The following is a 26,525-nucleotide window of genomic DNA, read 5'->3' on the forward strand; positions in this document are numbered from 1 at the left end:
CAGGCCGCAGCGTCGGGAGGACATCGAAACTCAGCGCGACGCACAGGTACCCGGCCTCACCATTGATGATTGCGTCGCAACGACGAAACCCCCGCACTGCCGATGAACGGTGGGAGCGTCGGCACGACGATATTGACACGACGCACGTTCCTGGCGGCCACCCTCGCCGCGAGTACCGCCGCCATGGCCGCGTGCGGAAAGCCCACAAGTGTCAACCCGGCTACGGATCCGATCGCGGTCGCTGAAGCCGCGCGGCCCCACACCGGGCGCACCGTCACCGCGGCGTTGACACCTGGGCCGGCGGACATCGACCTGGGCGGACCCGTCGCCCGCACACTGGCGTACAACAACAGCGTTCCCGGACCGTTGATCCGCGCCGACGTCGGCGACGAACTGGCGATCAGCGTCACCAACGGTCTGGACCAGCCGTCTTCGCTGCACTGGCATGGCATCGCGCTGCGCAACGACATGGATGGCGCAACGCCGGCGACCCCGAACATCGACCCGTCATCGAACTTCACCTACCGGTTTTCCGCGCCTCATCCCGGTACCTACTGGGCGCACCCGCACACCGGCCTCGACGCCGACTACGGGCTCTACGCGCCGGTCATCATCGACGATCCGGCCGAGCCGGCACGCTACGACGCCGAGTGGATCGTGGTGCTCGATGACTGGACCGACGGAATCGGTTCCAGCCCGCGGCAGCTCTACGAGGGGCTGCGTCCCGTCTCGGGGGCCGGCGGCCATTCGGGTGGCATGCCCGGTATGCCCGGCATGAGCGGAACACCTGGAATGCCAGGGGTTCCCGGTGTCGGAGGCGTTGGCGCGAGCGCACTTCTCGGGGGCGACGCGGGTGACGTCAGCTATCCGTTCTACCTAGCGAACGGTCGCATTGCGGCGGCACCGACCACTTTCACCGCTCGCCCTGGGCAGCGGATAAGGATGCGGATCATCAACGCCGGGTCCGATACCGCTTTTCGGGTCGCGCTGGCCGGACATCGGATGACTGTCACCCATACCGACGGTTTCCCTGTGGTGCCGACCGAGGTGGACGCGCTGCTGATTGGCATGGGTGAGCGCTATGACGTGTTCATCACCACCGGTGACGGCGTGTTCCCCTTTGTCGCCTCGGCCGAAGGGAAGAACGCGCTCGCGCGAGCCCTACTGTCCACCGGCGCCGGTGCCGCACCCGATCCGACGTTCATGCCACCCGAACTGCAGCGCCGGGTCGGCACCGTCGGCGTGTTCACCGCCGCGCCCGAGGCGGTCTTGGATGTCACCAGGGCCGATGTCGCCCTGTCGGCCCGGCTTTCCGGTTCCATGGCGTCCTACGACTGGACGATCAACGGCAGACCGTTCGAAGACACCGTCCCACTGACTGTGAGGCAAGGCCAGAAGGCGACGTTGACCTTCGCCAATACCACCATGATGTGGCATCCCATGCACCTGCACGGTCACACCTTTCAAGTGATCAAGCCGGACGGGACTCCGGGCCCACGCAAGGACACCGTCATAGTTCTGCCGATGCAGGAGCTGACGGTGGCGCTCGCCGCCGACAACCCGGGCGTCTGGATGATGCACTGCCACAACACCTATCACCAGGAAGCCGGCATGATGACGAGCCTGAACTACTCGCCCTAGCCCGGTGCCGCGCCCTTCGCACGGTCAGCGGCGATGAGGCCCAAAGACCTTGAAGCGCAGTGCTCTTGACTCTTTCGGGACGAGACGCAAACCGTAAGACTGTGGCCAATCGGCCACGGATACATCAAGAGGAGGAACGGTCATGATGTTTTGGTACGACCACGACATGGGTTGGTGGGGATACGCGGGGATGGGCGTCGGGATGGTGCTGTTCTGGGGCTTGATCATCGTCGGTATCGTCGCTCTGATCAGATACACCACGGGCAGCTCACAAGCGCCACGCGGTGACGCGCCCACAGCCGAACAACTGCTAGCGGCGAGATTCGCCAGTGGCGAGATCGACGAAACGCAGTACCGCGAACGATTGGCGATACTGCGCGAGGCTGTGCGTCGATAACTGACGCCAGCGCCAAGCCCGCGGCGGGGGAGTTCCGCGCCGCGGGCGTATTCGCTAAGCGTGAGGTGCCCAGCCCGGGGTTATGGTGCGGTGTGGGCCCTGCGGTACTCGTCGCCCCCTGGCTGCACTGTCGCAACGTGGACGTCTTCCGTCTGCCCAGGGGATGCGCTGCTGGTGAACCGGCGAAGTCGCAGGCTGTTGCTGACCACGAAGACCGAGCTGAAGGCCATTGCGGCGCCGGCGATCAGCGGATTGAGTAGGCCCAGTGCCGCTAAGGGAAGTGCGGCGACGTTGTAGGCGAAGGCCCAGAACAGGTTTCCCTTGATGGTCCTCAGGGTTGACCGGGCCAATCGAATGGCGTCGGCGGCTGCGCGCAGATCACCACGTACCAGTGTCAGGTCGGATGCCTCGATGGCGACGTCGGATCCGGTGCCCATCGCCAGGCCCAGATCGGCCTGTACCAGTGCGGCGGCATCGTTGACGCCGTCGCCGACCATGGCGACGGTTCGCCCCTGCGCTTGCAGGCTTTTGATGGTGTCGACTTTGTCGGCAGGGAGGACTTCGGCGATCACGTCGTCGGGGTCGATGCCGACCTCTGCGGCGACGGCGAGGGCGGCGCGCCGATTGTCGCCGGTCAGCAGAAACGGACGCAGGCCGAGCTTGCGGAACTGGCCGATGGCGTCCGCGGAGGCGCCCTTCACCGTGTCGGCGACGACGATGACGCCGCGCACCACCCCGTCCCAGGCCACCCATACCGGGGTGTGGCCCTGGGACTGAGCGTGTTCGGCGGCGGAGGTGAGGTCGTCGGGGGCTGTCAGCGACCAGTCGTCGGTAAGCCAGCTGAGCCGGCCAACCAGGACCGCATGGCCGGCGACGACGCCGCTGACGCCGTAGCCGTTGTGGTTGGAGAAGTCTTCGACCGCTGGCAGCGTGCCGCCGGCGGCTGCTGAGGCGGCGATCGCTTCCGCGATGGGGTGTTGAGACGCGCTCTCCAAGGCTCCCGCGAACTCGAGGAGCTCATCGGAGTTCTGCCCTGCGCCGGGATGCACCCCCATGAGACTCATGCGGCCGGTGGTGACGGTTCCGGTCTTGTCGAGCACGATGGTGTCGACTCGGCGGGTGGACTCGAGCACCTGCGGTCCCTTGATCAGGATGCCCAGTTGGGCGCCGCGGCCGGTGCCGACCATGAGGGCGGTGGGGGTGGCCAGGCCGAGCGCGCACGGGCAGGCGATGATCAGGACGGCGACTGCCGCGGTGAATGCGACTGTCGCTGAATGGCCGGTGAGCAGCCAGGCCGCCAGCGTTGCGACCGACAGCGCCAGGACGATGGGTACGAAGACCGCCGAGACCCGGTCAGCCAGGCGCTGTACCGATGCCTTGCCGTTCTGGGCGTCTTCGACCAGGCGCGCCATCTGCGCGAGTTGGGTGTCGGCGCCGATTCGGGTGGCGCGGACGAGCAGTCGGCCACCGGCGTTGACGGTGGCACCGGTGACGTGGTCGCCGGGGCGGACCTCGACGGGCACGGATTCCCCGGTGAGCATCGATGCGTCGACTGCCGACGAGCCGTCGGTCACGACCCCGTCGGTGGCGATCTTCTCACCCGGTCGCACCACAAATACGTCTCCGACGCTAAGTTCTGCTGTTGGAATGCGGATTTCGGTACCGTTGCGCACGACGGCGACGTCTTTGGCGCCCATGTCGAGCAGGGCCCGCAGCGCGGCACCGGATCGTGTCTTGGCGCGCGCCTCGAAGTAGCGGCCGGCCAGAATGAACACCGTCACCGCGGCGGCGACTTCGAGGTAGATGTGCTCGGTCTCGGAACCCGCGTCGGGTAGCAGACTGAAGGCCATCCTCATCCCCGGCATGCCGGCGTGTCCGATGAACAGCGCCCACAGTGACCACAGGTACGCGGCGCTGACGCCCAGTGAGATCAGGGTGTCCATCGTGGCGGCGCGGTGGCGGGCGTTGGCCCACGCTGCGCGGTGAAACGGCAGGGCGCCCCACACCACGACGGGAGAGGCCAAGGTCAGCGCGAACCATTGCCAGTTGGTGAATTGCAGCGCGGGGATCATCGACATCGCGATCACGGGCACGGTCAGCACCAGGGAGATCAGCAATCGGCTCCGCAAGGAGTCGGCTTCGCCCGCGTCCGGGCCGGAATCGGTCGGGGCCGCGTCATTCGCCGCCGCGGGGGCGGTTGCGGTGTAGCCGGTCGCTTCCACCGCGGCGATCAACACTGCCGGATCGACGGAGTTGGGGTAGTCCACCTTGGCCTTTTCGGTGGCGTAGTTGACGCTGGCCGCGACCCCATCGATCTTGTTCAGTTTCTTTTCGATCCGGGCTGCACATGATGCACAGGTCATCCCGCCGATCGACAACTCGATGCTGTGGGGTTGATCGACACCGACGGTGTGATTCGGCAGGCTCATGCTCTGTCCTTTGGTTCGGGGTTCGCGCAGGGTGAGTGCTAGCGAGGTTGATCGGTGGATAGGCGGTAGTCGCCGGCCTCGTCGAGTGCGGTGGTGATCTGCTCGGTGGTCAGTGGTGGGTCGCTGGAAACCGTCACTGTGGATATGCCGCCGGCAACCAGATTGACATGAACGTCGGTGACACCGGTGAGTGCGCCGAGTTCTGCGCTCACCGCGGCGATGCAGTGGCTGCAGGTCATGCCGGTCACGGCGTAGGACTTGGTGGTTGTGGTCGTGCTCATGGCGTTCTCCTTGACCGATGCTGGTGGGTGTGTGTCCGAGGACCTCGGTGCGCAGCACCTGCAGCCCGAGGAGGTGGGGGGAATCAGGGGCAGGGTGGCGGTGAGCTGTCGGGTCATTTCTGGCCACTTTCGCTTGCGGGATGGGCGGTTTCGGATGTGTGCTCAGGAACGGACGAGACGCGCGATTGCTGCCGAGGCTTCATCGATCTTCTGCTCGGCGATGTCGCCGCCCTGGTGGACTGCGTCACGGACGCAATGGGAAAGATGTTCGTCGAGAAGCGACAACGCCACCGACTCCAACGCTTTGGTTGCCGCCGATATCTGGGTGAGCACGTCAATGCAGTAGGCGTCCTCGTCGACCATGCGTGCAAGGCCGCGGACCTGCCCCTCAATTCTGCGCAGTCGCTTGAGATGTGCGTCCTTCGAGGCTGCATACCCGGGTGTCGCCGTATCCATGACTCCTCCTCCGTAATACCCCATAGGGGTATACAAAGCAATATACCCCTATGGGGTATCAATCTGTCAAGGGGCCAACGTCACCAGAAGTGCGACGGATACCTCAGCTGCATGACCGGGCTCGCCCGCGTGGGCGACGAGGGTGTGCAATTCAGCGTGCCGATTGGCCCTCCCGCGTGCGGCGCATCAGCCCGCCGCATGATCATCAAGCCGACCCGCCCCGTTGCTCATGGGTTCCCGCGCGGGTCGATTACTTTGGCCGCACCTGATTCCATGTGATTCCTGAGCTGCCAGATGTTGGAGCCGACCATGTAGGTGTTAATCGCAGGATCTGGTGTGATCTTCAGGAAGCAGATTCGCGTTTCGCCGCGGCGGTAAGACTCTTCGTAAGCCTTGAGGATTCGGCGGCCGATCCAGAACTGGCGGAAGGCATCCCGCCCTTCGTCGTCAGTCCAGTCGAGGATCTTCGCGTGTCCGCTCAACTGGAGGGTTGCTGGTGGGAGGAACCACAGGAGCCGCCTCGGCAGCGGAACCACGAGCGAGACCCGCGGATGCCGCGCGACATTGCGCGCCTTCTTCAGGTGCCGGCGGGTCATTACGAAGATGGAGATGGCACCGCCGAGCTCAGACACGCGGTAGTTGACTCCCGCTGAGCACGGTTTGCCCTCTTCGTCGGTCGTCGAAAGTACCGCAAACGTTTGCTTCCGTAGATGGCCGAGAACGACCTCGAACGTGACAGGGTGATTCTTCACCTTGACGTCCGGTGGCTCGGTGACCGACGCAGGGCGGGGAGTCGTTGGAAAGAGCCCGTGGCGTGGACACCGGGGTGCATGCGCGGACGGGGTACCTGCCAGGCCCACTCCCGGAAGGTCACGACAGCACCGCCACCAGCGTCGCCACGATCCAGAGTGCCGCCGCAGCGGAGAGCAGCCACCGAAATGTCGAGTGCAGCGCGAAATTCACCAACGCCATGACCCCAATCGACGATGCGCCGGCGACCGCCAGTACCGCCACTGCCGACGACTCGGCATTACGAACGTCGGTGGCTGCCAGGTAGATGGTGAGTGTCCCGGTAGCCACTGCGTATCCGCCAAGGACGATGAACACCAGACGCAGCCACTCACGCAGGCTCGGTAGGGCAGCATCGATCTCGCCCGTGGTGCGGCGTAGATAGCGCAAGTCCTCGGGCAGCAGTGCAGGCCGGGCCAACACAAAGAACCCCCCAATCCCGACGAGGATCGCGCCACCGACTCCGAACAGCCATGCCGCGGCGATCATCAGGTCAGCTTCCCGCCGCGGGTGAGGACAACTGAGGCCACGATCAATAGCCCACCCAGCCAGACGAACCCAGTTAGTAATGGCCAGGTTTCGTCGAAACGTGAGGTGAGACTGGTATCGAATAGCAACCGGGTCACGCCGTACCCGGGAAGAAACTGGGCCCACTCCTGAGGTACAGGGCGGAGCATCGGACTTTGGATGATTCCCAGATCGAGAAAAGGGATCAAAAATGCGACGAACACCCCCGCGACCTTGCCCAGCAGTGGCCCGATGACTACACCGATCAGGGCGTAGATTGCGGCGATCAGCAGGTTGGCAGCAATGTAGCCCGGCCACTGCCTGGCGTCGAAGACGGTCGCGGTAACCCCCATGGTGGCCGCCGTGATGACGATGGCGGCTACGGCGACCACGCCCAATCGGGCAGCCAGCACCACGCCAGTGCGGTAGCCGGCCAGCCGCAGGCGTCGGTCCCCGCCGGCAGCATCGACCACTACGAACATCCCAACCAGTGCAGCCAGCGCACCGATGCCGATCGGGGCCATCGCTCCGGCGTGTACCTCGGGAAACCAGAACGACTGGTTTGAAACGGCGCCGTTCTCGGTGACCGACACCATTAGAGATCGCCCCGGCGTGGTCACCTTCGCCAGCAGCACGAACGCCGCCGGCACAATAACTAGCAGCACCAACAGCGCGCCGTTTCGCCGCAGATCGACCAGACCGAACCTCAGCGCAGTCGGTAACTGGCCGGCCGTGCGCTGACGCCGTCGCGCGGTGCGAGAACCCGCCGTTACCAACGCGCCGGCCACAGCAAGAGCGCCGAGCATCCAAACCGAGGCGAGGCCGAGATCGCCGAGCCGTCCAGCGTGGTGCGAGGGCGTGTCGACAGTCCACAACGTGACGAAGTGAGTGGGAAACCAGCGAGTGAACACGTAATCGCCGCCGCTGCCGGCAGGCCCGACGAACACGTCGATCATCCAGATCAACAAGATGATCACCGCACCGTTGACCGGATTGGCAACCGCTATCCCTACTAGCGCACCGATCGCCAGGTAGATGACCGAGAACATCAGCGTACCGACGATCACCCGGACCGGATGGTCGATACCGACACGCACGGCCAACGCGGCGAGCGCCACTCCCGAGACGAGTCCCGCCATGAGCAGACCGGTGCCCGCCCGGGCAGCGAGCAACCGCGCCGCTGGTAAGCCGACCAGTTGCAACCGCTTGTCCGCGCGTCGCGCCGAGTGGATCTGGAAGTACATTGCGAGCCCCGACAGGAAGCCAGCTGCCCAGCCGGCGGTCGCCGTTTGGGTTGCGATGCCGGGTCGTCCCCGTAACAGTTCCATCGCGTCGGCGATCGAACCGGCCGCGACCAGCACGAACACGAGCGGCACCAGGACCAGCATGATCAGGTTCACCGGGTTGCGAACATAGTCGGCGATGAAGCTGCGGGTCAGCAGCAGCGTCGGCCGCCACTGCTCATGGGCTGCGGTCGTCACTGGGGACCCCCTGCCCTCCGTACTGTCCCTCGCATAGCCGCCCGTCACACAGCTTGACGATGCGATCGAAGCGGTGCTCGTCAGCGACGAAGTGGCTAATAATCAGCACCGACCGTCCGTCGTCGCGACGACGGGCCACCAGATCCCAGAACTTCAGATAGGTGTCCCAATCGAAGCCGGCATAGGGCTCATCCAGCAGCAGCACTTGCGGGTCGGCCAGCATCGCCAATGTCAGGTTGAGCTTGGCCAGCGTGCCGCCCGACAACCGATCCGCCCGTGTGCCGGCGTATCGTTCAAATCCCAACGCCTCGTAAAGATCTCGGCGCGCGCGCCGTTCGGCCTCATGCGCCATACGGTAGGCGCGCGCGAACAGCTCAAGGTGCTCATCACAGGTCAGGCGTTCATACACCACCGGCTGCTGCGGGCAATAGCCCAGCACGCCGGAGCGGACCACCGTGCCCGCGTCTGGGGCAAGCTCGCCAACCAAGATCTTCATGATCGTTGACTTGCCTGAGCCGTTCTCCCCAACAAGACCGACCACTTCGCCAGGCTGCAGCGTCAGATCGACGCCGCGCAGCACCTGCTGGTGGTGCGAGATCGGCCAGGTGCCGCGGCGAAACGACTTCTCGATACCGCCGGCCGTTAACACCGCGGCGGCGGCCTCGACCACCGGCAGCTTCGTTATGTCGTCGGTCCCAGTGGTGTGATTCATGACCGACCTCCTCCGTGGGAGCCGTCGGTGCTGGGCGGTGGCGAGGCGCCGGTGGGCAGGGGCGGCGGTGTCGGGCGATGCCAGGCGGTGCGGCTGTCACCGGAGTGAGCGGTTTCCGGCACGGTTTGGGGACGAGATCGCAAGTGCGGCAGGAATGCCGGAGTGCGTGCCGTGTACGCGTTCCATGCGGGGCCGAATTGGTCCGCCGCGTCGCGTTCTTCGCTGCGCGCCAGCCGCGCGTAGACGTAAACCAGCACTGGGAACATCATCAGTGTGGGAATCGTCGGCCACTGCAGCAAGAAGCCGAGCATGACTAGTAGGAAGCCGTCGTATTGCGGGTGACGTACCCAGGCATACGGGCCGGTTGTGGCGAGTCGATCGGCTTGGGCGGCCGCATGCAAGTGTCGCCAGGCGACCGCGATCAGCCAGAAACCGCCACCGATCGCCGCGTAGCTGGCCAGATGAAAGGGGCTCAGGTGCGGGTCGCCGGTCCAGCCGATGAGGTCGTTCCACAGGTGCCCGCCGGCGTGGGTGTCACGTAGGAGCGGGAAGCGCGATCCCAGCCAGCCGCCGAGCAGGTACACGGTCAACGGGACGCCGTACATCTCGGTGAACAACGCCACCAAGAACGCGGTGTAGCCGCCCATCGCCCGCCAATCTCGATGCGTTCTCGGACGAAAGAAGCTCAGCCCAAAAGCCATGAACAACAACGTGTTCACGATCACCAGCGGCCATAATCCGTAGGCTGCATCTGCCATCGTCAAGACCTTCTGATCGGTGATGGACGTGGAGGTTTATGACCGTCCCGCAGAGTCGCGATGCTCCGGCGTATCGGACCGGTCATGCTTAGTGTCGTTACCGTGCCCGCCGCCCATTCCGCCCATCATGAACATCATCATCAATGGGCATGCCAGCGCAAAGAGCAGCAGCGCCGACGTCGACAGCGGAACGCCGATGGCCAGCGCAGTTACGAAAGCGGCGGCCAAGGCCAAGGCGTACCAGGGTAGGTACTGTGTTTTCATCTCGAGGTCCTTCCGTTCGGGCCGCCCTCAAGCATGCGCTTCTACCCTGGCGATGCCCATGGAACTACGTACGTGATACGTAGGACGAAAGTCCCTGTCTGATTCGCCCAGAGGCCCTATGGCGGACCCGCCAACGCGATCGTTCTCGTCGGCGTCGGCGTCGGCGTCGGCGTCGGTGCTGGCATCGGCGGTAGGCGTCGCATCCGGTCTACGGCACGGTCATCACGAGCCGGCCGGTGTGAAACCCGATCACCACAGTCGGACGATCGGACACGCGGACGATCACGGTCGTGCGGCGCCACCCGCTACGTAGCCGGTCGTCGAGTCAACCGGCACGCCAGCGACACCGGCGCCTGTCGAGGCTCTTTCGCCTGAGTCGCTTCACCACGAAGCGGGCGTTGATCACATATACGATCAGTAGTGAGTCAACCGCGGCCCGGTGGACTGGTACGTCGAGAACTTCGTCAGGTGTACGTGATGGGGGCAAAATGGCGCCTTGCTGACTGTCGCACCACCTACTGGGAGTGCCTTCGTTAGATCTGCCAGTCTTGGGCGCCGTCGTTTTGGTTGTAGGTGCCGACGGAGTTCTTGACGACCACGGGGTCTCCACTGCCGAAGTTGTCATAGAACCATTGAGCGTTGGCCGGACTGAGGTTTGGACACCCGTGGCTGACATTGCGCTTGCCTTGATCAGCGACTGACCAGGGCGCACCGTGAACGAAGATGCCGGCGTTGTTGATCCGCACCGCGTCTTGAACTTTTAGCTTGTAACCTTCGGCCGCGTCGACCGGCACACCATAGGTGGAGGAGTCCATCACCATGTCGGCGAACTTCTCGAGCACGTAGTAGGTGCCGTTGGGTGTTTCGTATCCCGGCTTTCCCAAAGACACCGGCATGGTCTTCTCGAGTGAGCCGTTGCGCATGACCTCCATTTGGAGGGTGGCGTTGTCGATGGTCGCCACCAACGAGTCGCCGGTGCGGAAGCTCGATTTCGTGCCGCTGGCATCGATGTTCACCGTTGTGTTGGGGGGCCAGAAGTCGATGGGCCGCCATCTGAGTTGGGTCGCGCTCATCCAGTAGAACTTCCCGGGGACCGCGGGGGTGGAGGAGATGTGAACGGCTTGCTCGGCCAGCGCGCGGTCGGCGATCGGCCGTTGGAAGTTGATAATGATCGGCTTGGCCACCCCGACCATCGCGCCGTTGACGGGATTGAACGTCGGCGGCGCGAACACCGGTTCGCCCTCGTAGGGTGCAGGGTTCTGCCCAGGCGGTGTGGGCCCGGCCGGGGGCGCCGGCCGTGAAAGATCACTTAGCGGACCCTGGATCGAACCGGGGGGGAGGACGAACGGTTCTGGCGGGGATCCCGGCATTGCCATCGGATCGATCGGCGCCGGCGGTCCGGGAAGGGGCGGCTCCGCCGCGGCGGAGCCGGTGCTCAGCATTAGTGCGCCGGCGAGGCCAGTCGCGGCCGACATCAGTCCCAGCTTACGCACTCGCCGCCGCTCCATAACCGGTCTCCTCGCCTAGATTCTTCCGCCGTGCAACCCAAGAAGCACGACGAGTACTTCCAAATCTACTACCTACGTACGTTGGCAGTAGGTCGACCGATTTCGCTTACCGTGCGGTGCGGCAGTGGCTCCGTGTGGACAACCGCCACGTACGTCCGTAACCTAATCGTGATCTACGTATCGAGACCGTACTTGGTTCCTGGGCAACTAAAGGACATCCGACGTCGTGATCCTTGAACCGATCCGGCGGATCTCCCGTTCGCTGGTGCGGTCGCTTGTCGGCGCGGTCGCTGTTGCGCGCGGATCGCGACCGGTCACTTTGGTTGACCAAAACGGTCGTTATCGGCGTTAAATCGAGCGTGGAAACTGGCGCTAATTATGGCGTGATGTGGTAGATTGGCGGTATGGTGAACATCAGGCCGAACCGGATGCGCTCAATCACGGACGCACGCAACGCATTCAGCACCCTCGTCGGTGATGCGGAGAACGGACTCACCACCCACATCATTAAGGGCTCGACCGTGGTAGCTCACCTGGTGCCGGCCACTGCGCCCGTCCTTGACGACCCCAACCTGCGGCTAGCGATGATCGCGGCGCTCACCGCCAGCGAGGCTGCTGCGGCAGGCGCAAACGAATGGCGTGAGGCCCGCCTCTGGCATGCCGGCGATACCGTCGGACGCCTGTTGGCCTGGACGTGGCGCGCCGACTCGGACCTGTGCATGAGGGCCTTCGCGTCGTTTCATGATCACCTGCAACGCGTCGTCGGCGCGACCCTCAGCCTGAGTGCCATTTGGCCGGGCATTGAAGTGGCGCTAGGTGTGGCCCTCGACGAGGGCGAGACTGCTGCCCTGTTCCGATACCTGGACCAGCACTACGACGACTATTACCTCGGGCCGTACCGCAGCGCCGGGACCGTGTAGCCCGCATAGCAACCTAGAACCGTCACATGACGAAATGCGTTAATTTACAGAGCGATTGCCTGACACCGGAGGTATAAAAACATGACCCATGCATCGCCAAACGACGGCGAAAAGCCACTTGGAAGGGGCTGCGGAACAGCTCGATCCGTACCGCTGTCGTGCCAGATGCGACGTAGGGCGGCATCACACTGCACCAGGGCGTCACACTGGCGCACAGATGATTCGTCACCGTGACGAATCAAGGCACCGCCTGCGCGTATCGAACGTATGATCGAATGATGGCAGGCGGGTTGCGGTGGACTCGACGGGGGTGGGTCGAACCGGGACCGCCGCCGACGTGCCTGAACGGCCATCCGCTCGGCCCGGGTCGGGTGCTGGTCGGTAGCCAGGCGTGCGCGTGCGGCGTCATGCACCGCGTCTTTCATTGCCGCGCTTGCGACTCGACCACTTACCGGCCACCTCGGCACGACCGGTGCTTTGACATCAACTGCGACGGGCGGCGCGCACCCACATTTGATGAAGACGGCACATGATGTGTGCGATTCTGGCAACTGCATAAGACGAAAAACACTGCAGCGCAACGGAATTAAGCCAATAACGGCCGTTATGGTCAACTAAAGTGACCGGTCGCGATCCGCGCAGCCCTGTCTCTCTGCGAACCAAAAAGGCGCGTCATGTGTCTGTAGCACGTCTCGGCGGAGCCCCCAGGGATCGAGCGCCTACGAACGGAAGCTTGGGCGTCCGTGTGCGACGAGGCAACGACGGTGTGCGTCACCACGGAGGTCCAGCCAGCGGCGCGTGATTCGTCACGGTGACAAAAGCGCGCTGAATCTGCAGACTTCGCAGTGCATCTCGCTGTCTTCATGGATAATAGTCATTATCCATGAAAAATGGTTCGCGATCGTGACCTGGATCGAGCGGACCTACCACCGATGCTGCCGGCAACGTGCCCTCGGCAGGCTCACCCGGAGTCGAACTACTCCACACACCAGTCGCAACCGCGGCCCGAAATTCGCACACCGCGAGTCAACTGAACTCGGGGCAGTCTGGGGCCCGACGGGTCGCTGATTGAGGCCTTCCCCTACGACCTCTAAGTTATGAGCCGGTCAGTCGCCGTCTCAAGCGGTCAACCGTGTCCTGAATACCCAGGTCAGGTCACTTAGTGCGTCTCCAGCGTCATTCTCGTTAGGCCTCGTCTCGCGCTTTACACCCTGTTTCGTTCACAAATCCGTTCACACCTGAAGCTGAAGCTCGCGGCTCAGTTGCCGACTTCCCTGAGCTTGTATATGCCATCCACTTCCCGCATCGGGTCTGGCTGCGTGCGCTCGCGGCGAGGGTTCCTTCACCCTCCGTTGTGATGCCTACGCCGCGAGTCCCAGCTCGACGGCGTTGGTGAAGGCGTCATCGATGAGCACCACGGTGCGGTTCCGCGCATCCAGGATCGACGCCGCGATGGACGCCCGGTAACCGGATCCGCAGTGCACCCACACTTCACCGGCGGGGACCTCTTCGGCGCGGGCCAGCAGTTCGTGCAGCGGGATGTTCACCGCCCCCGGCACGTGGCTCTCGGCGTATTCGCTGTCCTGCCGAACGTCGAGGACGGTGGTGGCGTCGGAGGGAATGCCGGACGACAGCTGCGTGAAGTCGGTCACCCGGTAGGTGCGCAGGGCGCTGCCGGCGCTCATGTCGTCGATGGCGCCGGTCGCGGCGCCGCGCACCTCGTCGACGCCGATGCGGACCAATTCGCGTCGTGCCTCGACAATCTGCTTCGGGTCGTCCGCGATCAGGGTCAGCGGGGCACCCCACTGGTACAGCCAGCCCAGATAAGTGACGAATGAGCCCGAGAGTTCGAAGCCGAGGGTGCCGGCCAGATGCCCTGCGGCGAAGGCTGTTCGGCTGCGGAGGTCAACGACCCATTCGCCGGTGTCGATGCGCCGGCGCAGTTCGTCGGGGTCGACGGTCGCGGGCATGGTCAGGTCCACCGGGGCCGGCCCCGCTGCGTTGATCACTCCCATGTGTGCGTAGTACGCCGGGTATGCCGATAGCGCCGCGAGGAGGTTCTCGACGTATGCCTCCTCATCGGAGGTGAGTGCCGGGTTGGTGTGGCGCTGCTCGCCGATGGTGGACGTGTCACCGCTGGCCGGCGTTGCCGAGCAGAAGCTCCCGAATCCGTGCGTCGGATACACCTCGGTGTCGTCCGGCAGTTCGCCGGCCAGTCGACGCACCGAGTGAAACTGGGCGTGGGTGAGCGTTTCGGTGTCGTCGGCCCCGATGAGGTCGGTGCGCCCGGTGGTGCCGTGAAGCATCGACCCGCCGGTGAAGACTGCGGTCTGGGTGTCGTGGCGCAACACATAGCTGACGTGATGGTGGGTGTGGCCGGGGGTGTGCAGCACCTCAAAGCGCATCGGCCCAGCCTCGATGACGTAGCCGTCGCGGGCGGGGAGCCGATCGTAGGCGACGTCGTCGCCGGCAGGCACCACGTATTCCGCGTCAACGAGGCGCGACAGTTCGAGGCCACCCGTGACGTAGTCGTTGTGGATGTGGGTCTCGAGCACGTGGGTGATCGTGGCGTCCCGTTCGGCGGCGAGCGCCAGCACGCGGTCGATGTCGCGCTGCGGGTCGACGACCACGGCGACACCGCCATCGTCGATCAGGTAGCTACGGTCGCCCAGACTGGAGGTGTCGATGATGGAGATACGCATGGAAAATTGCCTCTCTCTTGATGATTCGCGCGTCAGCGCAGGATGAGTGTGTCGATCAGGACGTACGCCGCGACTACGAACACGAGGTAGGCGAACCAGTGTTGGAGTCTGGAGGTGTCCAGCCGTGTGCCGATCTGGCCGGCGATCAGCGATGCCACGACGGCGGTGCCCGCGAACAGCGCGGTCATGCCCCAGTCGATCGTTCCTTGACTCACATAGGTCAGCGCCCCGGCCGCGGAGTTGGCGACGATGACCAGAAGCGACGTGCCGATGGCGATGGGCATCTGTACGCCGAGCAGTAGTACCAAAGCGGGAACGATGAGGAAACCGCCGCCGACGCCGAACAAGCCGGTGAGCACGCCGACCACGATCCCCGCCGGGATGGATCGGGGCGCACATCGACGCCAGTTGATGTCGGAATCGCCGACTTCGCAGGCTGTTCCGGTGTCGGCAGCGTCCATCAGCATACGGATTCCGGCGATCACCATCACGGCGGCGAAGCCGACGAGAATGACCGATTGCGGCAGGTGCCGTCCGATCGCACTACCGATGAACGTGGCGGGGATGCCTACTGCGGTGAACACTCCGGCGAGCCGCCATTGGACTTGGCCCACCCGCACCTTGGGTAACGCTCCGACGGCTGCGGCGGCCGCAATGACGATGAGCGACATGGGAATTGCCTGCTCCACTGGCACGGCTAGCACGAAGACCAACGCGGGTACGGCCATGATGGAGCCACCGCCGCCGAGCAGGCCGAGGAATACGCCAATGACGGCGCCCAGGGTCAGCGTGACGGTTACTGCCATGATCAGTCGGTCAGCGCCTTGATGGCCGCGCGCAGTCTGGCGGCTGCGTCGTCGGCTACCTGGGCGAGGCCCGGCTGGTCTGCCACCTGCACCATGGTCTGCGGATCCATCGCATCGACGATCACCAACCCGTCAGTGGAAGGATCGGCGCGGACCACGACGTTGCACGGCAGCAACAGTCCGATCTGACGGTCCACGCCGATGGCACGGTGAGCCAGGGCCGGGTTGCACGCCCCGAGGATGAGGTAGTCCTCCATGTCCTCGTCGAGCTTGGCCTTGAGCGTCGCCTTGACGTCGATCTCGGTGAGCACACCAAACCCTTGGTCAGACAATGCCTTTCGGGTTCGCGCCACGGCATCGTCGAATGATGTGCGTAGTGTCGTGGAGATGGCCAGTGTCATGGTTATTCCCTTCGTCAGGCCAGTGCGAGGAAGAGCTTCTCCAGCTCAGCCTCGGTCATTGGCGCCTGGTCGTCTGGGGTTTCGCCGGTCAGGCACTGCCGCAAACCGGTGGCAACGATCTTGAAACCCGCCTTATCGAGCGCTTTGGAGACCGCCGCCAACTGGGTGACGACCTCCTTGCAATCGCGCCCCTGCTCAATCATCGAGATGACGCCACCGAGCTGGCCGTGCGCGCGGCGCAACCTGTTCAACACCAGCGCGATGCTGTCTTCGTCGCCGACCACGACGCCTCCTTCTATACCGGTGGGGGTATTATTTCTCCATGCCCGACGATACCCCCCTGGGTATCTCCTGTCGAGTCTGCTGATGTCACGCGGCCACGTCCGATCCGGCGAGTCTCAAGACGTCGGGTCGTCGCTGCCGTGTCGCGGCTTCGGCGTCGTGGACAGCAGCACGGCGGCGCCAAAGTGTTCCTAGAGACGAGATGAACCGCTCTCGGTATGCCAACCCCCCGCACGCTGGCTAGTCACGTCGCTGCACGCTGCAGCAGCGAGGTCACACTTCGAGTCGGCTTGAGCGAGGTGTTAGCGCTCGGTGGTCAGCCGATCTAGTAGTGGCCGCAGGTCCTCGGCCAGTAATGCCATGAGGTACACCGCGGCGACCCTGTGTTGTCGGTCGAGAACCATCGTGGTCGGCACCACGCTGGTCGGGTAGGTGCGTCCCAAGGTGATGAGGCTGCGCATCGCCGGGTCGAAGATGGAGGGGTATTCGACATTGCGGTCGGTGACGAAGTCGCGTGCAGTATTTCTGTTGTCGCGGACGTCGATACCCAGGAACTGCACACCGCGGTCGCGGTATTCGGCGTACACCGTCTCCAGTTCTGGAGTCTCGGTGCGGCATGGCGCACACCAAGAGCCCCACACGTTGATCAGGACCACCTTCCCGGTGAAATCCGACAGCCGGATCGGTTTGTTGGTGAACAAGTCGGGGCCGCTGAGATCGCCGATCGTGCCCCGCGCCGACGGAGGGTCGTAGAAGATCGCGGTCTTGCCGCCGGGGGAGACGAAGTCGAAGGTACCGCCTTGCGCCACGGCATCCTCGCCAGTGGTGCAGCCGGTGACTTGGGCTGCCGCGATGACAAGGGCTGCCACGACGGCGAGTGATTGCTTCGCGCTACGCATGAAACCTCCTTCACTACAAGTAGTTCGGCGTTCAGCTGGTGTGCGGGCGGGGGTCGCTGGCCAGCTGCTAGAAGGCGAGGCCGCTGACCAGGATGAGGATGCCGAGGGCGATCAACACGATTGGGAACAACACGTGTTCCCAGCGTTCGAGGACCTCGGCGATCGGCCGGCGGGTGGCGACGAATTTGGCGGCGACGACGAGGACCGCGACGAGCACGAGGAAGACGACGCAGTAGGCCACCACGGCCGCGGGCCCCACGCTGAGGAAGACGGGGACGTAGACGCCGATGTTGTCCCCGCCGTTGGCAAAGGTGACTGCCGCGACGGTCCAGACGCCGACGTTCTTACCTGCGACTCTTGCGTCGTCGTCGTCGTCATCGTCGTCGTTGTTGTTTCCACGCCAGGCTTCCCATGCCGCCCACAGTCCCAGGGCCAGGGGTATGAGCCCGAAGTACGGAATGATCTGCGGGGGAAGAAATGCTCCCGCGCCCAACGTCACGAGCACGGCCGCGCCAAGGATCCCCGCAAACCCCAGGTATTGGCCTGCGGTGATCCGGGCCGTCGTCCCGCGCTGCCCTGCGCCGCGGGCGAAGAACAGCGACAGCACGATGATGTCGTCGATGTTGGTGACGATGAAGAGGCCGATCGCGGGCAGAATCGACGACTGGATCATTCGTCGGCCCCGGTGTCTGCGGTGTCGCTGGCGCGCCAACTAGCCAGAACGAGGACGGCGGCGCCTGTGACGACGAAGACGTCGGCGAGGTTGAAGGTGGGAAACCAGCCCGTGTGCAGGTAGTCGGTGACCAGCCCATCACCGGCGCGGTCAATTAAGTTGGCCACCGCGCCACCCAGCATCGCGGCCAGTGCCAGCACGACCGGCGGCGCGGCGGTGCGAGCGACGCGGACCGCGAACACCGCGAGTGCGACCACAATCACGCCGGTGACGCCGAGCAGGACCGCGGGGGGCAGGGTGTCGCCGATACTGAATGCCACACCGGGGTTGAAGGCCAGCCGCAGGTGTAGCAGCCCGAGATCTGTTGAGCTGCCGTCATTTAAGGCGCCCGCAGCCCACGTCTTCGCTCCCAGGTTCAGTCCCGCGACGATGACCGCCGTGGCGGCCAGGGTGATTCGTGCCCGAATCGCCCTGGCCTCGGGGCTGGGGTGGTCAGCGGTCACGACGGCGTGCCCGCTGGCGCCGCGCGGTTGTGGCTGGCTGCCGCATCGACCGGCGCGGCGGCCAGTGGCTTGGTGCGCCCCGCGCGCACACCGTTGGCGATGACCACAATCTCGGCGAGTTCGTGGACCAGCACGACGGCGGCCAGTCCGAGGATGCCGAACAGTGCCAGCGGCAACAACGCGAGGATTAGGCCCAGGGACAGGCCGACGTTTTGCAGCATGATCCGCCGCGCCCGCCGCGCGTGGGTGAACGTCTGAGGCAGGTGGCGCAGGTCTTCGCCCATCAACGCCACGTCGGCGGTTTCGATGGCCACGTCGGTGCCCATCGCGCCCATTGCGATACCCAGGTCGGCGGTGGCCAGCGCTGGAGCGTCGTTGACGCCGTCGCCGACCATCGCCGTGGGGCGCTGGGCACGTAGCTGTTCGATCAGTCGCGCTTTGCCTTCGGGGCGGAGCTCGGCGTGCACGGCCTCGATCCCGACGTCGCGGGCCAATGCGGCTGCGGTGGCCTGGTTGTCGCCGGTGAGCATTGCCACGTGATAGCCGTCGCGGCGCAGTCGGGCGACAACCTCGGCGGCCTCGGGTCGCAGCTCGTCGCGCACGGCGATGGCGCCGATTACCTGGCCGTTGTCTTCGACGAGGACGGCGGTGGCCCCGGCGTGCTGCATGCGCGCCACCCCATCGGCGAGCGGGCCCGGGTCGAGCCAGCCGGGGCGGCCGAGGCGGATGGTATGCCCGTCGCGACGCCCGGTGAGCCCGGCACCGGTCACCGCCTCCACGTCGGTGGCTGGGAGGACATCGTCGACGGCGGCGAGGATCGCCGCGGCCAGCGGGTGCTCGCTGCGCGCTCCCAGGGCCGCAGCTAGATCCAGCACCTCTTCGCGGGTGGCGCCGTTGGTGGTGGCCACGTCGATGACTGCGGGCCGGTTTGCGGTGAGGGTGCCGGTCTTGTCCAAGGCGACGCCGCGTATCTTGCCCAGCCCTTCCAGTGCGGCGCCGCCCTTGACCAGGGCTCCGAGCTTGCTGGCGGCGCCGATGGCGGCCACCACGGTGACGGGCACTGAGATCGCCAGGGCGCACGGCGAGGCGGCGACCAACACCACCAGCGCACGTTCGATCCAGGTGGCTGAGTCCCCGAGCAAACTGCCGATCACCGCGATCAGTGCCGCCACGATCATGACCCCGGGCACCAGGGGTTTGGCGATGCGGTCAGCGAGGCGTTGGGAGGCGCCCTTGCGGGACTGTTCGGCCTCCACGATGCGCACGATGCGGGCCAGCGAGTTGTCCTCGGCGGTGGTGGTGACTTCCACCTCGAGCGCGCCGGTGCCGTTGATCGACCCGGCGAACACCTCGTCACCGGGCCCGGCTTCCACGGGGACCGACTCACCGGTGATGGCGGAGACATCCAGCGCGGTGCGGCCTCGGCCGATGATGCCGTCGGTTGCGACGCGCTCACCGGGCTTGACGAGCATCCGGTCGCCGATCCGCAATTCCGCTGGCGCGACGGTCTTTTCGCCGCCGTCACGCAGCACGGTCGCTTCGTCGGGCACCAGCGACAACAGCGCGCGCAGTCCGCGTCGAGTGCGCGCCAGCGAGTACTCCTCTAGGCCCTCGCTGATGGAGAACAGGAAGGCCAGCATGGCGGCCTCACCCACCTCGCCGAGGATCACCGCGCCCACGGCGGCGATGGTCATCAGGGTGCCAACGCCGATTTTGCCCTTGGCCAGCCGTTTGAGGGTGAACGGAACGAAGGTATAGGCGCCGGCCAGCAGCGCCACCGCCTCCAGCGTGAGGACGACCGGCTCCGCGGCGTCGAGGAACCCGGCGTTCACCGCTGCCAGCAGGAACACCCCTGAAATGGCGGCGAACTGCAGTTCCTTGATCTGCCAGAGCCGCTCGGGCTCACGCTCCTCCTCGTCGGCGCCGCGGGGTTCGTCATTGCCGCAGCCGCAGGCGTCGCTCATCGGCCGGTCTCCTCCGCATCGATCGTCGCGCCCGTGCGGGAGCGGGTTCCGTAGTTGGGGCACAGCGCGACGGCGTTGCCGGTGGCGGCCAGAAGTGTCTCGGCTGAGGCCAACAAATCGAGCAGTTCGGGACGGGTCAGGGAGTAGAACATCTGCCGGCCCTCGGGCCGCCCGACTACGAGCCCGCAGTCACGAAGGCACGCCAGATGCGCCGACACTGTGGACTGCGCCATAGAGAGCAGTCCCGTCAAATCCACCACTCGGGCTTCACCGTCAGCCAACCGCTGCAGGATCGCCAGTCGAGTCGGATCCGCCAAACCGTGAAACAGCGCCGCCGCCGGAGACAGATTGGTGGACGGCCGCACAGAGCCGCAATCGTCGGTTGTCATCGCCATACGGCGATGATAGCGCATTTTTCGCCCTCATCGCCAAACGACGGTGAAAGCGGGAATTTCGTTGATTGGTGCGGGTTGGCGCAACCTCCAACGCATCTGAAGACGACGACCGGCCGGTGCTGCGCCGGCGCCTCCTGGGATGGGCACGGGAGAGGAGGCCTAACCTGCTGCGTGCCCCTGAGTCCACGCGATCCTCTTGAGCGGTTCAGTGCCGGATCGATTCAATGCCAACATCATCGGCAGTCATCGGCCCCCCTCCCGGAACGTTGGCGGCTCATCAACGGTGGCAGGCTCGAACAATCTACTATGGCCCCTAGTAGGAAGGGTGCCGTCGGTAGCGCCCAGGACCCAGCCGGTGTCAACTCGGCAACAGGGGAGGTGCCAAGTGCGGTCTCGGCTGCGGTGGACGGTGTTCGCGCTGGTGGTAATAGCCGCGATGGCGGTGGCGATCTGGCCGCGTACGCCCCAGGTCGACGGCACTAATACCTCCGGCCCCGGGCTTACCCTTCCCGCTGCCGCCGTTGGCGACGCCGATACCGGCGAACTGGCGCGACTCACCGCGCGTGCGGCCTTGGCGCCGTGCCCGACACCACGTGAGGGGGCGCCGCCCAAGGGTGATTTGGCTGGTGCGCTGGCGTCGTGCCTGGGGGCGCGGACCATGTTCGACGTCGGCGCGGCGCTCGCCGGTGAGCAGACCCTGATCAACCTGTGGGCGTCATGGTGCGCCCCGTGTCGGGAAGAGATTCCGGTGCTGGACGCCTACGCCGGGCAGCCGGGCGCGGTGCGGGTGGTCGGGATGAACGTGCAGGACACCGACACCGTGGCGCTGAGCCTTTTGGCGGATCTGGGTGTGCACTACCCGTCCTTCGGCAACGCCGACGCCGTCGGGCAGGTCCTAGGCGCTCCCCCGGTCCTGCCGCTGAGCTACCTCGTTGGCACCGACGGCACCGTCCGCCGGGTCACCACGCCCACAGTGTTCCGTGACGTCGAGCAAGTTCGTGCAGCCGTCGCGGCAATGAACCCGTGACCGGCCCCCTGGCCAGGCTGACCGGGAGGCGCGGGGCGGGGCAACCCGACGAGGACACCGACGCGATGGCGGCGCTCACCGACGGGTCCGCCAATTCCGATGGGGCCCCCGCCCCGCCGTTGAGCAGACCTCTGGGCGCAGGTTTAGGTGCTGCGGCGCTGCGCCGACTGCCCCGGATGGCCGTCGCGATCGCTGCGGGCCTGCTGTTGTGCGTCAGCTTTCCGCCGTTCGGGTGGTGGTACACCGCCATCGTCGCGTTCGCACTGCTGGCCTGGGTACTGACCCACAAGTCGACGACGCAAATCGGCGGGCTCGGATATGGACTTCTGTTCGGCCTCGCGTTCTACGTTGCGCTGCTGCCCTGGACGAGCAGCTTCGTCGGCGTCGGGCCATGGCTGGCGCTGGCGGGCATGGAGTCGGTATTTCCCGCGCTGTTCGGCGCGGGGGCAGTGCTGGTGCGCCGACTGCCGGGCTGGCCGATCTGGGTCGCGGCCGTGTGGGCCGTGCAGGAATGGGCCAAATCCAATGTTCCGTTCGGCGGATTCCCCTGGGGCGCAGTCGGGTTCGGCCAGACCGACGGCCCGTTTCTGCCGACCGCCCAAATCGGCGGGGTGCCGCTGGTGTCATTTGCGGTCGTGCTCCTGGGCGTCAGCATGGCCGCCCTGGCGAGCGAGGTCACGCGCTGGTGGCGCCGTGACGCCGCCCGTGCCGGCCACGCGTGCCCTCCCGCGATAGTGCTGCCCGGTGCGTACATCGGTGTGGTGCTATTGGCTACCGCCGCGATCTGGCCGCAGGTCCGGCAGCCGTCAATCAATGCGACCAACGACCCGGTCGTCACCGTGGCCGCGGTGCAGGGCAATGTGCCGCGACTCGGCCTGGACTTCAATGCCCAACGTCGCGCCGTGTTGGACAACCACGTTCAGGAAACCCTGCGGCTCGCAGACGAGGTGCGCGCCGGGCGTGCTGCGCAACCGCAGATCGTCGTGTGGCCGGAAAACTCTTCCGACGTCGACCCGTTGGCCAATCCCGACGCCGCCGAACGGATCACGATCGCCGCGCGGGCGATCGAGGCGCCGATCCTCGTCGGCGGCGTGCTCGCCGGGCCGGGATACAGCAGCACCAACCCGGTGACCCTCAACTCGGTGATCGTCTGGGATCCGGTCGGCGGCCCCAGTGACCGTCACGACAAGCAGATCGTGCAACCATTCGGCGAGTACCTGCCGTGGCGCGGCTTCTTCCGGCTCTTCTCGTCCTCCGCCGACCGGGCTGGCTACTTCGTGCCCGGCGACGGGTCGGGGGTAGTGCGCGCAGCCGGGGTGCCGATCGGCGTGGTGACCTGCTGGGAAGTGATCTTTGACCGGGCGGCCCGCGAGTCGGTGCTTAACGGCGCCCAGCTGCTCACCGTGCCGTCCAACAACGCCACCTTCGGTGAGGCGATGAGCGAGCAGCAGCTCGCCTTCGCCAAGTTACGCGCCATCGAGCACAACCGCTACGTCGTGGTCGCCGCGACGACGGGCATCAGTTCCGTGATCGGGCCAGACGGTCGCGAACTGGCCCGCACCGGATTCTTCGAACCTGGCTACCTCGACACCCCGGTCAGGCTGATGACCGGACTCACGCCCGCCACCCGGTGGGGCCCGGTCGTGCAGTGTCTACTGATCAGCATCGGCATCTTCGCGTGCATCGCGGCGATCATTCTGCGCAGATCACCGCGGATCAGTCTGCGCCGTCGCACCCCGCGTACCGACACGCCGCCGCCTGCAATGGCACCGCGGCGGCGATAGTTTTCATCGCCCGAAGGCGATGATAGCGTAAAGATCGCCGTCATCGCCGACCGGCGGCGATGGCAGAAGTCTGTTCATTGGTGCGGGTCGGCGTAAACCGTCAACCGCCGCCCTGCACGGCATGACCCCGCGCTGTCGGCCACCGGGACCATGCCTCGCTCAGTGCCCCGTGCTCACCGCGGCACGCACCGCCGGCCCGGGGCCTGGCACAGCTGAATCGAGCTGAACTGCAACCAGTCTCACGGGCTGTCCGCTGATACGACCACCTCTGGAGAGGGCCAACCGTGTTGATGAACATGGCGGAGACCGCGCTGATCAATTCTGCGCCGCGGCGATGGCTCCAACGCGTCTACGAGGTTCCGGTGCTGCTGCGGTTCGGCGGCCGGCTGGTCCCGGACACCCAGGCTCTGGAAATCGGCTGCGGATCTGGATACGGCACGCAGCTGATCCTGGAGCGGTTTGGCGCTGCCACCGTAGACGCCGTCGACCTGGACCCGGCGATGATCCGGCGGGCCGGGGAGCGCTTGGCCCGCTATGGCAACCGAGTTCGGCTGGTCCAAGGCAGCGCCACCGATCTGTCCACCGCGCTAGATGCCGGCGACGGAAGCTACGGGGCGGTGTTCGACTTCGGGATCGTCCACCACATTCCCGACTGGCGTAACGCCGTCGCCGAAGTCGCGCGAGTCCTCGCACCGGGCGGGCGGTTCTACTTCGATGAAGTCACCGCCCACGCCCTCGCCCGCCCCAGCTACAAGCGGCTGTTCGACCACCCGACCGAAGACCGGTTCAGCGCCGAGCAATTCTCCGACGAACTCGCCCACCATGGCCTCGTCGTACTGGGTTCACGGACCCGCATCCAAGGCGACTACCTGCTCGGCGTGGCCGCCAAACCGTTGCCCACCGGCTGTGAGTGATGAGGACCATCGCGGTCTTGGTCCTGTCTTCACTTCGATGATCCTGGTGAAGGGCGCGGGCCGCCGGCAGATCAAAAGCAAAAAGAGGTCAGCGCCCGCCGCAAAGACAACCTCATCCTGGTCAACACCGCCGAGACCACGTTGTGTGCTGCTCAGCATCTCACGCTGGTCGGCGTCGGGCTGGTCGAGCTTACCGGCACGGCGTGGCCCGACCCCGTCGCTGGCTTCGTCATCTCCGCGTTCGCCATCTACGAAGGCAAAGAAGCCTGGGAGGTCGAAACTGGTCGAGGACAATGACGACGACGACTGAACGGAGCGCGACATGAGCCGCATCACCGACAACGGGAGGGACGTCTACCGACGCGAGATGACGGCCGCGAAAGCCGCTGGCACCGCCGAGGCGCGCTGGCACCACCTCGAACGGGCGCACATTGTCTCGCAGCCTAACCCGTGGCTACACACCTGTAACCACGCTGCCATGTTCGTGCTGGCCGTCCGACAGCGCGACCGACGTGAGGCCCTCGGTCAGGTCGTCCGGATCGTCGTCGCCGCACCCGGTTCATTTGCGGGGCGCTACCCCGAGGGCAACACGGGCCGGACGGCGGCGGGCCTGACGACGCCGATGCCAATACCCGAAGACCTGCGGGCAGCCCTGGCACCTTAGGCGCCGCGCCGTCGGCATACCCCCCTACGACTGTCCCGGAAATAGTGCACGGATAGAGCGCAGTATGCCAATAGCGTGGAGGGGTACCGATTCTAGTGCTCTTCAGTCCAGGTGGCTCATCCCGGTTTGGGACTGCCATGAAGACATCCGCGCGGACAGCGGCTCGATCCCCCGTTGCCCTACAGTTGCACCTCGTGATTCGGAATCAGCCAAATTGGCATCTGCACGCACAGAGACGTTTGTCGATGGGCACCGACATAGATAAAGAGCCGGTTCGTCGGGCCGAGGTCAACCGAATCGTCGAGTCATATGGTGGCCCAGGGCTTTATGGAGCGTCCGCCGGCGGCTATGAAAACGGTTTTCTCATTATCGAGGCAACCCGTTGCTATCATCTCGGGGCTGCTCTGGCCTGCATATTGTGTGCCCACGCCTGCTGCGAGCGAGAGCTTGCCGGCACGTTGAAGTGGCAACACCCTCCAACACCGAACACTAAGCGCTGGGGCCTGGCCGCCTTATCCGCATTGGGAGAGAAAGACATTGGTTCGACGGCGACCTAGCTTCGCGCCTTGATCAGCTTAATGAGAACCGGCGGACGCTATACCACCTCCAGGACTTCGAAGCTCCTACTGGCCTTTGGAGGCGTGCGATAAGCAGGGCTGATAATCCAGTCACCAAACATGATGTCGCAGAAGCAATTCCGGGCACCCCCGGCAAGATGCCCTTGAAGCGCTTGACTGTGCATTTGCCGTTCGAACTATTAAGGTGGAACGGGAGTGGAGTTAGACCGCATTCCAGTCTGGGCTGTCGAACACAAAAGAACTGCAATGTCCGCCCAAGCGCAGCAGTAGCCGCAGGTGCGGATGAGTTACAGCAGGGTTGGCGCGCACGACTGTCAGATCGTAAGTGCCGCTGGCCATTACCGAATGGACGTAGTCAAGAAGCGGATCGGGCACAAACCCCAAGTGCATCCCACGATCAACAACCCTGATCGCCGCTGAGTTAACAGGGTTCTCGGGGTCGCGCTCCAGCCCGAGGCGATAGCCCGCGGGCAGTGTGGTTATTCGGTGGCTGGCCTCTACGCTGCGATGTCTGACGCCGTGAGCAAGGAAGTGCGCCGACGTTTCGCCTGTGGTCCGATCGAATCGGGGCAGCGAGACGAGTTCGATCGGGTCGCCTTCGCGATGCCCGCCGGAGGCGGTCAGGATCTCCCAGGCGTCAGCGTCGGCATCGAGATCCAAAGCCTCAAGGTATTGAGGGCGGTCCGGCCGCTTAGCGCTCATCACCCGGTCGGCGAACGATGGAAATAGCCTCTCGGAACGGTAAAGTCGGCTGACGTCGCGGAACCCAACGACCGGCACGAAAGCAGGG

At 65.2% G+C, this 26,525-nt stretch carries 27 protein-coding genes; 7 read left to right on the forward strand and 20 right to left on the reverse strand.

The features are described 5' to 3' along the window. Window positions 1-102 precede the first annotated feature (102 nt). Complete coding sequence (locus MHN84_RS12470; RefSeq protein ID WP_222884838.1) at window positions 103-1,641, forward strand: multicopper oxidase family protein; 1,539 nt, start codon at window positions 103-105, stop codon at window positions 1,639-1,641. 142 nt (window positions 1,642-1,783) lie between these two features. Next, window positions 1,784-2,038, forward strand: coding sequence for an SHOCT domain-containing protein (locus tag MHN84_RS12475; RefSeq protein WP_011767898.1), 255 nt, complete (start codon window positions 1,784-1,786; stop codon window positions 2,036-2,038). An 80-nt stretch (window positions 2,039-2,118) separates the two neighbouring features. Here MHN84_RS12475 and MHN84_RS12480 read toward each other — a convergent pair whose 3' ends face one another. The 10 genes from MHN84_RS12480 to MHN84_RS12525 all read right to left on the reverse strand — a co-directional run bounded on the left by MHN84_RS12480 (window position 2,119) and on the right by MHN84_RS12525 (window position 11,223). Further along, window positions 2,119-4,467, reverse strand: a complete 2,349-nt coding sequence (locus MHN84_RS12480; protein ID WP_222882795.1) for a cation-translocating P-type ATPase — start codon at window positions 4,465-4,467, stop codon at window positions 2,119-2,121. A 38-nt stretch (window positions 4,468-4,505) separates the two neighbouring features. After that, window positions 4,506-4,748: a heavy-metal-associated domain-containing protein gene (locus MHN84_RS12485; protein WP_048419033.1), complete on the reverse strand. Its 243-nt coding sequence runs from the start codon at window positions 4,746-4,748 to the stop codon at window positions 4,506-4,508. Window positions 4,749-4,910: 162 nt separating this feature from the next. Further along, entirely contained in the window at window positions 4,911-5,204 is a 294-nt protein-coding gene (locus tag MHN84_RS12490; protein ID WP_048419108.1) for a metal-sensitive transcriptional regulator, read from the reverse strand. 227 nt (window positions 5,205-5,431) lie between these two features. Next, the gene (locus tag MHN84_RS12495) at window positions 5,432-5,956 is read right to left on the reverse strand and encodes a pyridoxamine 5'-phosphate oxidase family protein (protein WP_222882794.1); all 525 of its coding nucleotides are present in this window, start codon (window positions 5,954-5,956) and stop codon (window positions 5,432-5,434) included. 118 nt (window positions 5,957-6,074) lie between these two features. Next, entirely contained in the window at window positions 6,075-6,482 is a 408-nt protein-coding gene (locus MHN84_RS12500; protein WP_222882793.1) for a hypothetical protein, read from the reverse strand. Continuing rightward, window positions 6,482-7,981: an ABC transporter permease gene (locus tag MHN84_RS12505; protein ID WP_222882792.1), complete on the reverse strand. Its 1,500-nt coding sequence runs from the start codon at window positions 7,979-7,981 to the stop codon at window positions 6,482-6,484. The genes MHN84_RS12500 and MHN84_RS12505 overlap by 1 nt, the downstream gene beginning before the upstream one ends. Then, a complete protein-coding gene (locus MHN84_RS12510) occupies window positions 7,962-8,693 on the reverse strand; it encodes an ABC transporter ATP-binding protein (protein WP_222882791.1) in 732 nt (243 codons plus the stop codon). Before MHN84_RS12510 ends, MHN84_RS12505 begins: the two co-directional genes overlap by 20 nt. Beyond that, complete coding sequence (locus MHN84_RS12515; RefSeq protein WP_137149494.1) at window positions 8,690-9,451, reverse strand: isoprenylcysteine carboxylmethyltransferase family protein; 762 nt, start codon at window positions 9,449-9,451, stop codon at window positions 8,690-8,692. The genes MHN84_RS12510 and MHN84_RS12515 overlap by 4 nt, the downstream gene beginning before the upstream one ends. A gap of 36 nt (window positions 9,452-9,487) precedes the next feature. Next, window positions 9,488-9,715, reverse strand: coding sequence for a DUF2933 domain-containing protein (locus MHN84_RS12520; protein ID WP_011780846.1), 228 nt, complete (start codon window positions 9,713-9,715; stop codon window positions 9,488-9,490). Window positions 9,716-10,248: 533 nt separating this feature from the next. Beyond that, window positions 10,249-11,223: a L,D-transpeptidase family protein gene (locus tag MHN84_RS12525; RefSeq protein ID WP_172506265.1), complete on the reverse strand. Its 975-nt coding sequence runs from the start codon at window positions 11,221-11,223 to the stop codon at window positions 10,249-10,251. A 404-nt stretch (window positions 11,224-11,627) separates the two neighbouring features. Between MHN84_RS12525 and MHN84_RS12530 the strand changes: the two genes are divergently transcribed. Then, window positions 11,628-12,143, forward strand: coding sequence for a hypothetical protein (locus tag MHN84_RS12530; protein WP_241204940.1), 516 nt, complete (start codon window positions 11,628-11,630; stop codon window positions 12,141-12,143). 1,361 nt (window positions 12,144-13,504) lie between these two features. Here MHN84_RS12530 and MHN84_RS12535 read toward each other — a convergent pair. The 9 genes from MHN84_RS12535 to MHN84_RS12575 form a co-directional block, all read right to left on the reverse strand. Beyond that, window positions 13,505-14,845 carry a rhodanese-like domain-containing protein gene (locus tag MHN84_RS12535; protein ID WP_241204941.1) on the reverse strand — a complete coding sequence of 447 codons (1,341 nt, stop codon included), beginning with the start codon at window positions 14,843-14,845 and terminating at the stop codon, window positions 13,505-13,507. Between the two features lie 32 nt (window positions 14,846-14,877). Continuing rightward, complete coding sequence (locus MHN84_RS12540) at window positions 14,878-15,651, reverse strand: sulfite exporter TauE/SafE family protein (RefSeq protein ID WP_043415990.1); 774 nt, start codon at window positions 15,649-15,651, stop codon at window positions 14,878-14,880. 2 nt (window positions 15,652-15,653) lie between these two features. Continuing rightward, window positions 15,654-16,052 carry a DUF302 domain-containing protein gene (locus tag MHN84_RS12545; RefSeq protein ID WP_043415991.1) on the reverse strand — a complete coding sequence of 133 codons (399 nt, stop codon included), beginning with the start codon at window positions 16,050-16,052 and terminating at the stop codon, window positions 15,654-15,656. A 14-nt stretch (window positions 16,053-16,066) separates the two neighbouring features. Further along, window positions 16,067-16,336 carry a metal-sensitive transcriptional regulator gene (locus MHN84_RS12550; RefSeq protein ID WP_043415993.1) on the reverse strand — a complete coding sequence of 90 codons (270 nt, stop codon included), beginning with the start codon at window positions 16,334-16,336 and terminating at the stop codon, window positions 16,067-16,069. A gap of 300 nt (window positions 16,337-16,636) precedes the next feature. Continuing rightward, window positions 16,637-17,233 (reverse strand): TlpA disulfide reductase family protein, encoded by a 597-nt coding sequence (locus MHN84_RS12555; RefSeq protein WP_241204942.1) that lies wholly within the window; start codon window positions 17,231-17,233, stop codon window positions 16,637-16,639. A 67-nt stretch (window positions 17,234-17,300) separates the two neighbouring features. After that, on the reverse strand, window positions 17,301-17,906 hold the full coding sequence (locus MHN84_RS12560; protein WP_046365715.1) for a cadmium resistance transporter: 606 nt from the start codon (window positions 17,904-17,906) through the stop codon (window positions 17,301-17,303). After that, window positions 17,903-18,409: a signal peptidase II gene (gene lspA, locus MHN84_RS12565; protein WP_046365714.1), complete on the reverse strand. Its 507-nt coding sequence runs from the start codon at window positions 18,407-18,409 to the stop codon at window positions 17,903-17,905. The genes MHN84_RS12560 and lspA overlap by 4 nt, the downstream gene beginning before the upstream one ends. Further along, window positions 18,406-20,373, reverse strand: a complete 1,968-nt coding sequence (locus tag MHN84_RS12570; protein ID WP_241204943.1) for a cation-translocating P-type ATPase — start codon at window positions 20,371-20,373, stop codon at window positions 18,406-18,408. Before MHN84_RS12570 ends, lspA begins: the two co-directional genes overlap by 4 nt. Further along, entirely contained in the window at window positions 20,370-20,768 is a 399-nt protein-coding gene (locus MHN84_RS12575; protein WP_172835527.1) for a metalloregulator ArsR/SmtB family transcription factor, read from the reverse strand. Before MHN84_RS12575 ends, MHN84_RS12570 begins: the two co-directional genes overlap by 4 nt. Window positions 20,769-21,153: 385 nt before the next feature. On the opposite strand from MHN84_RS12575, the gene MHN84_RS12580 reads away from it, so the two are divergent. The 4 genes from MHN84_RS12580 (at window position 21,154) to MHN84_RS12595 (ending at window position 25,157) form a co-directional block, all read left to right on the forward strand. Then, entirely contained in the window at window positions 21,154-21,795 is a 642-nt protein-coding gene (locus MHN84_RS12580) for a TlpA disulfide reductase family protein (RefSeq protein WP_011893744.1), read from the forward strand. A 65-nt stretch (window positions 21,796-21,860) separates the two neighbouring features. After that, a complete protein-coding gene (gene lnt, locus MHN84_RS12585; RefSeq protein ID WP_049777426.1) occupies window positions 21,861-23,579 on the forward strand; it encodes an apolipoprotein N-acyltransferase in 1,719 nt (572 codons plus the stop codon). 290 nt (window positions 23,580-23,869) lie between these two features. Next, the gene (locus tag MHN84_RS12590) at window positions 23,870-24,493 is read left to right on the forward strand and encodes a class I SAM-dependent methyltransferase (RefSeq protein ID WP_011893742.1); all 624 of its coding nucleotides are present in this window, start codon (window positions 23,870-23,872) and stop codon (window positions 24,491-24,493) included. A 322-nt stretch (window positions 24,494-24,815) separates the two neighbouring features. After that, entirely contained in the window at window positions 24,816-25,157 is a 342-nt protein-coding gene (locus MHN84_RS12595; RefSeq protein WP_241204945.1) for a DUF3703 domain-containing protein, read from the forward strand. A gap of 779 nt (window positions 25,158-25,936) precedes the next feature. On the opposite strand, the gene MHN84_RS12600 is transcribed toward MHN84_RS12595, so the two are convergent. After that, the gene (locus MHN84_RS12600) at window positions 25,937-26,395 is read right to left on the reverse strand and encodes an HIRAN domain-containing protein (protein ID WP_236728591.1); all 459 of its coding nucleotides are present in this window, start codon (window positions 26,393-26,395) and stop codon (window positions 25,937-25,939) included. Window positions 26,396-26,525 lie beyond the last annotated feature (130 nt).

The organism is Mycobacterium sp. PSTR-4-N, assembly GCF_022348085.1.
Classification (GTDB): domain Bacteria; phylum Actinomycetota; class Actinomycetes; order Mycobacteriales; family Mycobacteriaceae; genus Mycobacterium.

Excerpts from the sequence above, each read along its gene's own strand:
- MHN84_RS12470 (WP_222884838.1), top strand. The coding sequence starts at position 103 with ATGAACGGTGGGAGCGTCGGCACGACGATATTGACACGACGCACGTTC.
- MHN84_RS12475 (WP_011767898.1), top strand. The coding sequence starts at position 1,784 with ATGATGTTTTGGTACGACCACGACATGGGTTGGTGGGGATACGCGGGG.
- MHN84_RS12480 (WP_222882795.1), bottom strand. The coding sequence starts at position 4,467 with ATGAGCCTGCCGAATCACACCGTCGGTGTCGATCAACCCCACAGCATC.
- MHN84_RS12485 (WP_048419033.1), bottom strand. The coding sequence starts at position 4,748 with ATGAGCACGACCACAACCACCAAGTCCTACGCCGTGACCGGCATGACC.
- MHN84_RS12490 (WP_048419108.1), bottom strand. The coding sequence starts at position 5,204 with ATGGATACGGCGACACCCGGGTATGCAGCCTCGAAGGACGCACATCTC.
- MHN84_RS12500 (WP_222882793.1), bottom strand. The coding sequence starts at position 6,482 with ATGATCGCCGCGGCATGGCTGTTCGGAGTCGGTGGCGCGATCCTCGTC.
- MHN84_RS12510 (WP_222882791.1), bottom strand. The coding sequence starts at position 8,693 with ATGAATCACACCACTGGGACCGACGACATAACGAAGCTGCCGGTGGTC.
- MHN84_RS12515 (WP_137149494.1), bottom strand. The coding sequence starts at position 9,451 with ATGGCAGATGCAGCCTACGGATTATGGCCGCTGGTGATCGTGAACACG.
- MHN84_RS12520 (WP_011780846.1), bottom strand. The coding sequence starts at position 9,715 with ATGAAAACACAGTACCTACCCTGGTACGCCTTGGCCTTGGCCGCCGCT.
- MHN84_RS12525 (WP_172506265.1), bottom strand. The coding sequence starts at position 11,223 with ATGGAGCGGCGGCGAGTGCGTAAGCTGGGACTGATGTCGGCCGCGACT.
- MHN84_RS12530 (WP_241204940.1), top strand. The coding sequence starts at position 11,628 with ATGGTGAACATCAGGCCGAACCGGATGCGCTCAATCACGGACGCACGC.
- MHN84_RS12535 (WP_241204941.1), bottom strand. The coding sequence starts at position 14,845 with ATGCGTATCTCCATCATCGACACCTCCAGTCTGGGCGACCGTAGCTAC.
- MHN84_RS12540 (WP_043415990.1), bottom strand. The coding sequence starts at position 15,651 with ATGGCAGTAACCGTCACGCTGACCCTGGGCGCCGTCATTGGCGTATTC.
- MHN84_RS12545 (WP_043415991.1), bottom strand. The coding sequence starts at position 16,052 with ATGACACTGGCCATCTCCACGACACTACGCACATCATTCGACGATGCC.
- MHN84_RS12555 (WP_241204942.1), bottom strand. The coding sequence starts at position 17,233 with ATGCGTAGCGCGAAGCAATCACTCGCCGTCGTGGCAGCCCTTGTCATC.
- MHN84_RS12560 (WP_046365715.1), bottom strand. The coding sequence starts at position 17,906 with ATGATCCAGTCGTCGATTCTGCCCGCGATCGGCCTCTTCATCGTCACC.
- MHN84_RS12570 (WP_241204943.1), bottom strand. The coding sequence starts at position 20,373 with ATGAGCGACGCCTGCGGCTGCGGCAATGACGAACCCCGCGGCGCCGAC.
- MHN84_RS12575 (WP_172835527.1), bottom strand. The coding sequence starts at position 20,768 with ATGGCGATGACAACCGACGATTGCGGCTCTGTGCGGCCGTCCACCAAT.
- lnt (WP_049777426.1), top strand. The coding sequence starts at position 21,861 with ATGGCGGCGCTCACCGACGGGTCCGCCAATTCCGATGGGGCCCCCGCC.
- MHN84_RS12590 (WP_011893742.1), top strand. The coding sequence starts at position 23,870 with ATGAACATGGCGGAGACCGCGCTGATCAATTCTGCGCCGCGGCGATGG.
- MHN84_RS12595 (WP_241204945.1), top strand. The coding sequence starts at position 24,816 with ATGAGCCGCATCACCGACAACGGGAGGGACGTCTACCGACGCGAGATG.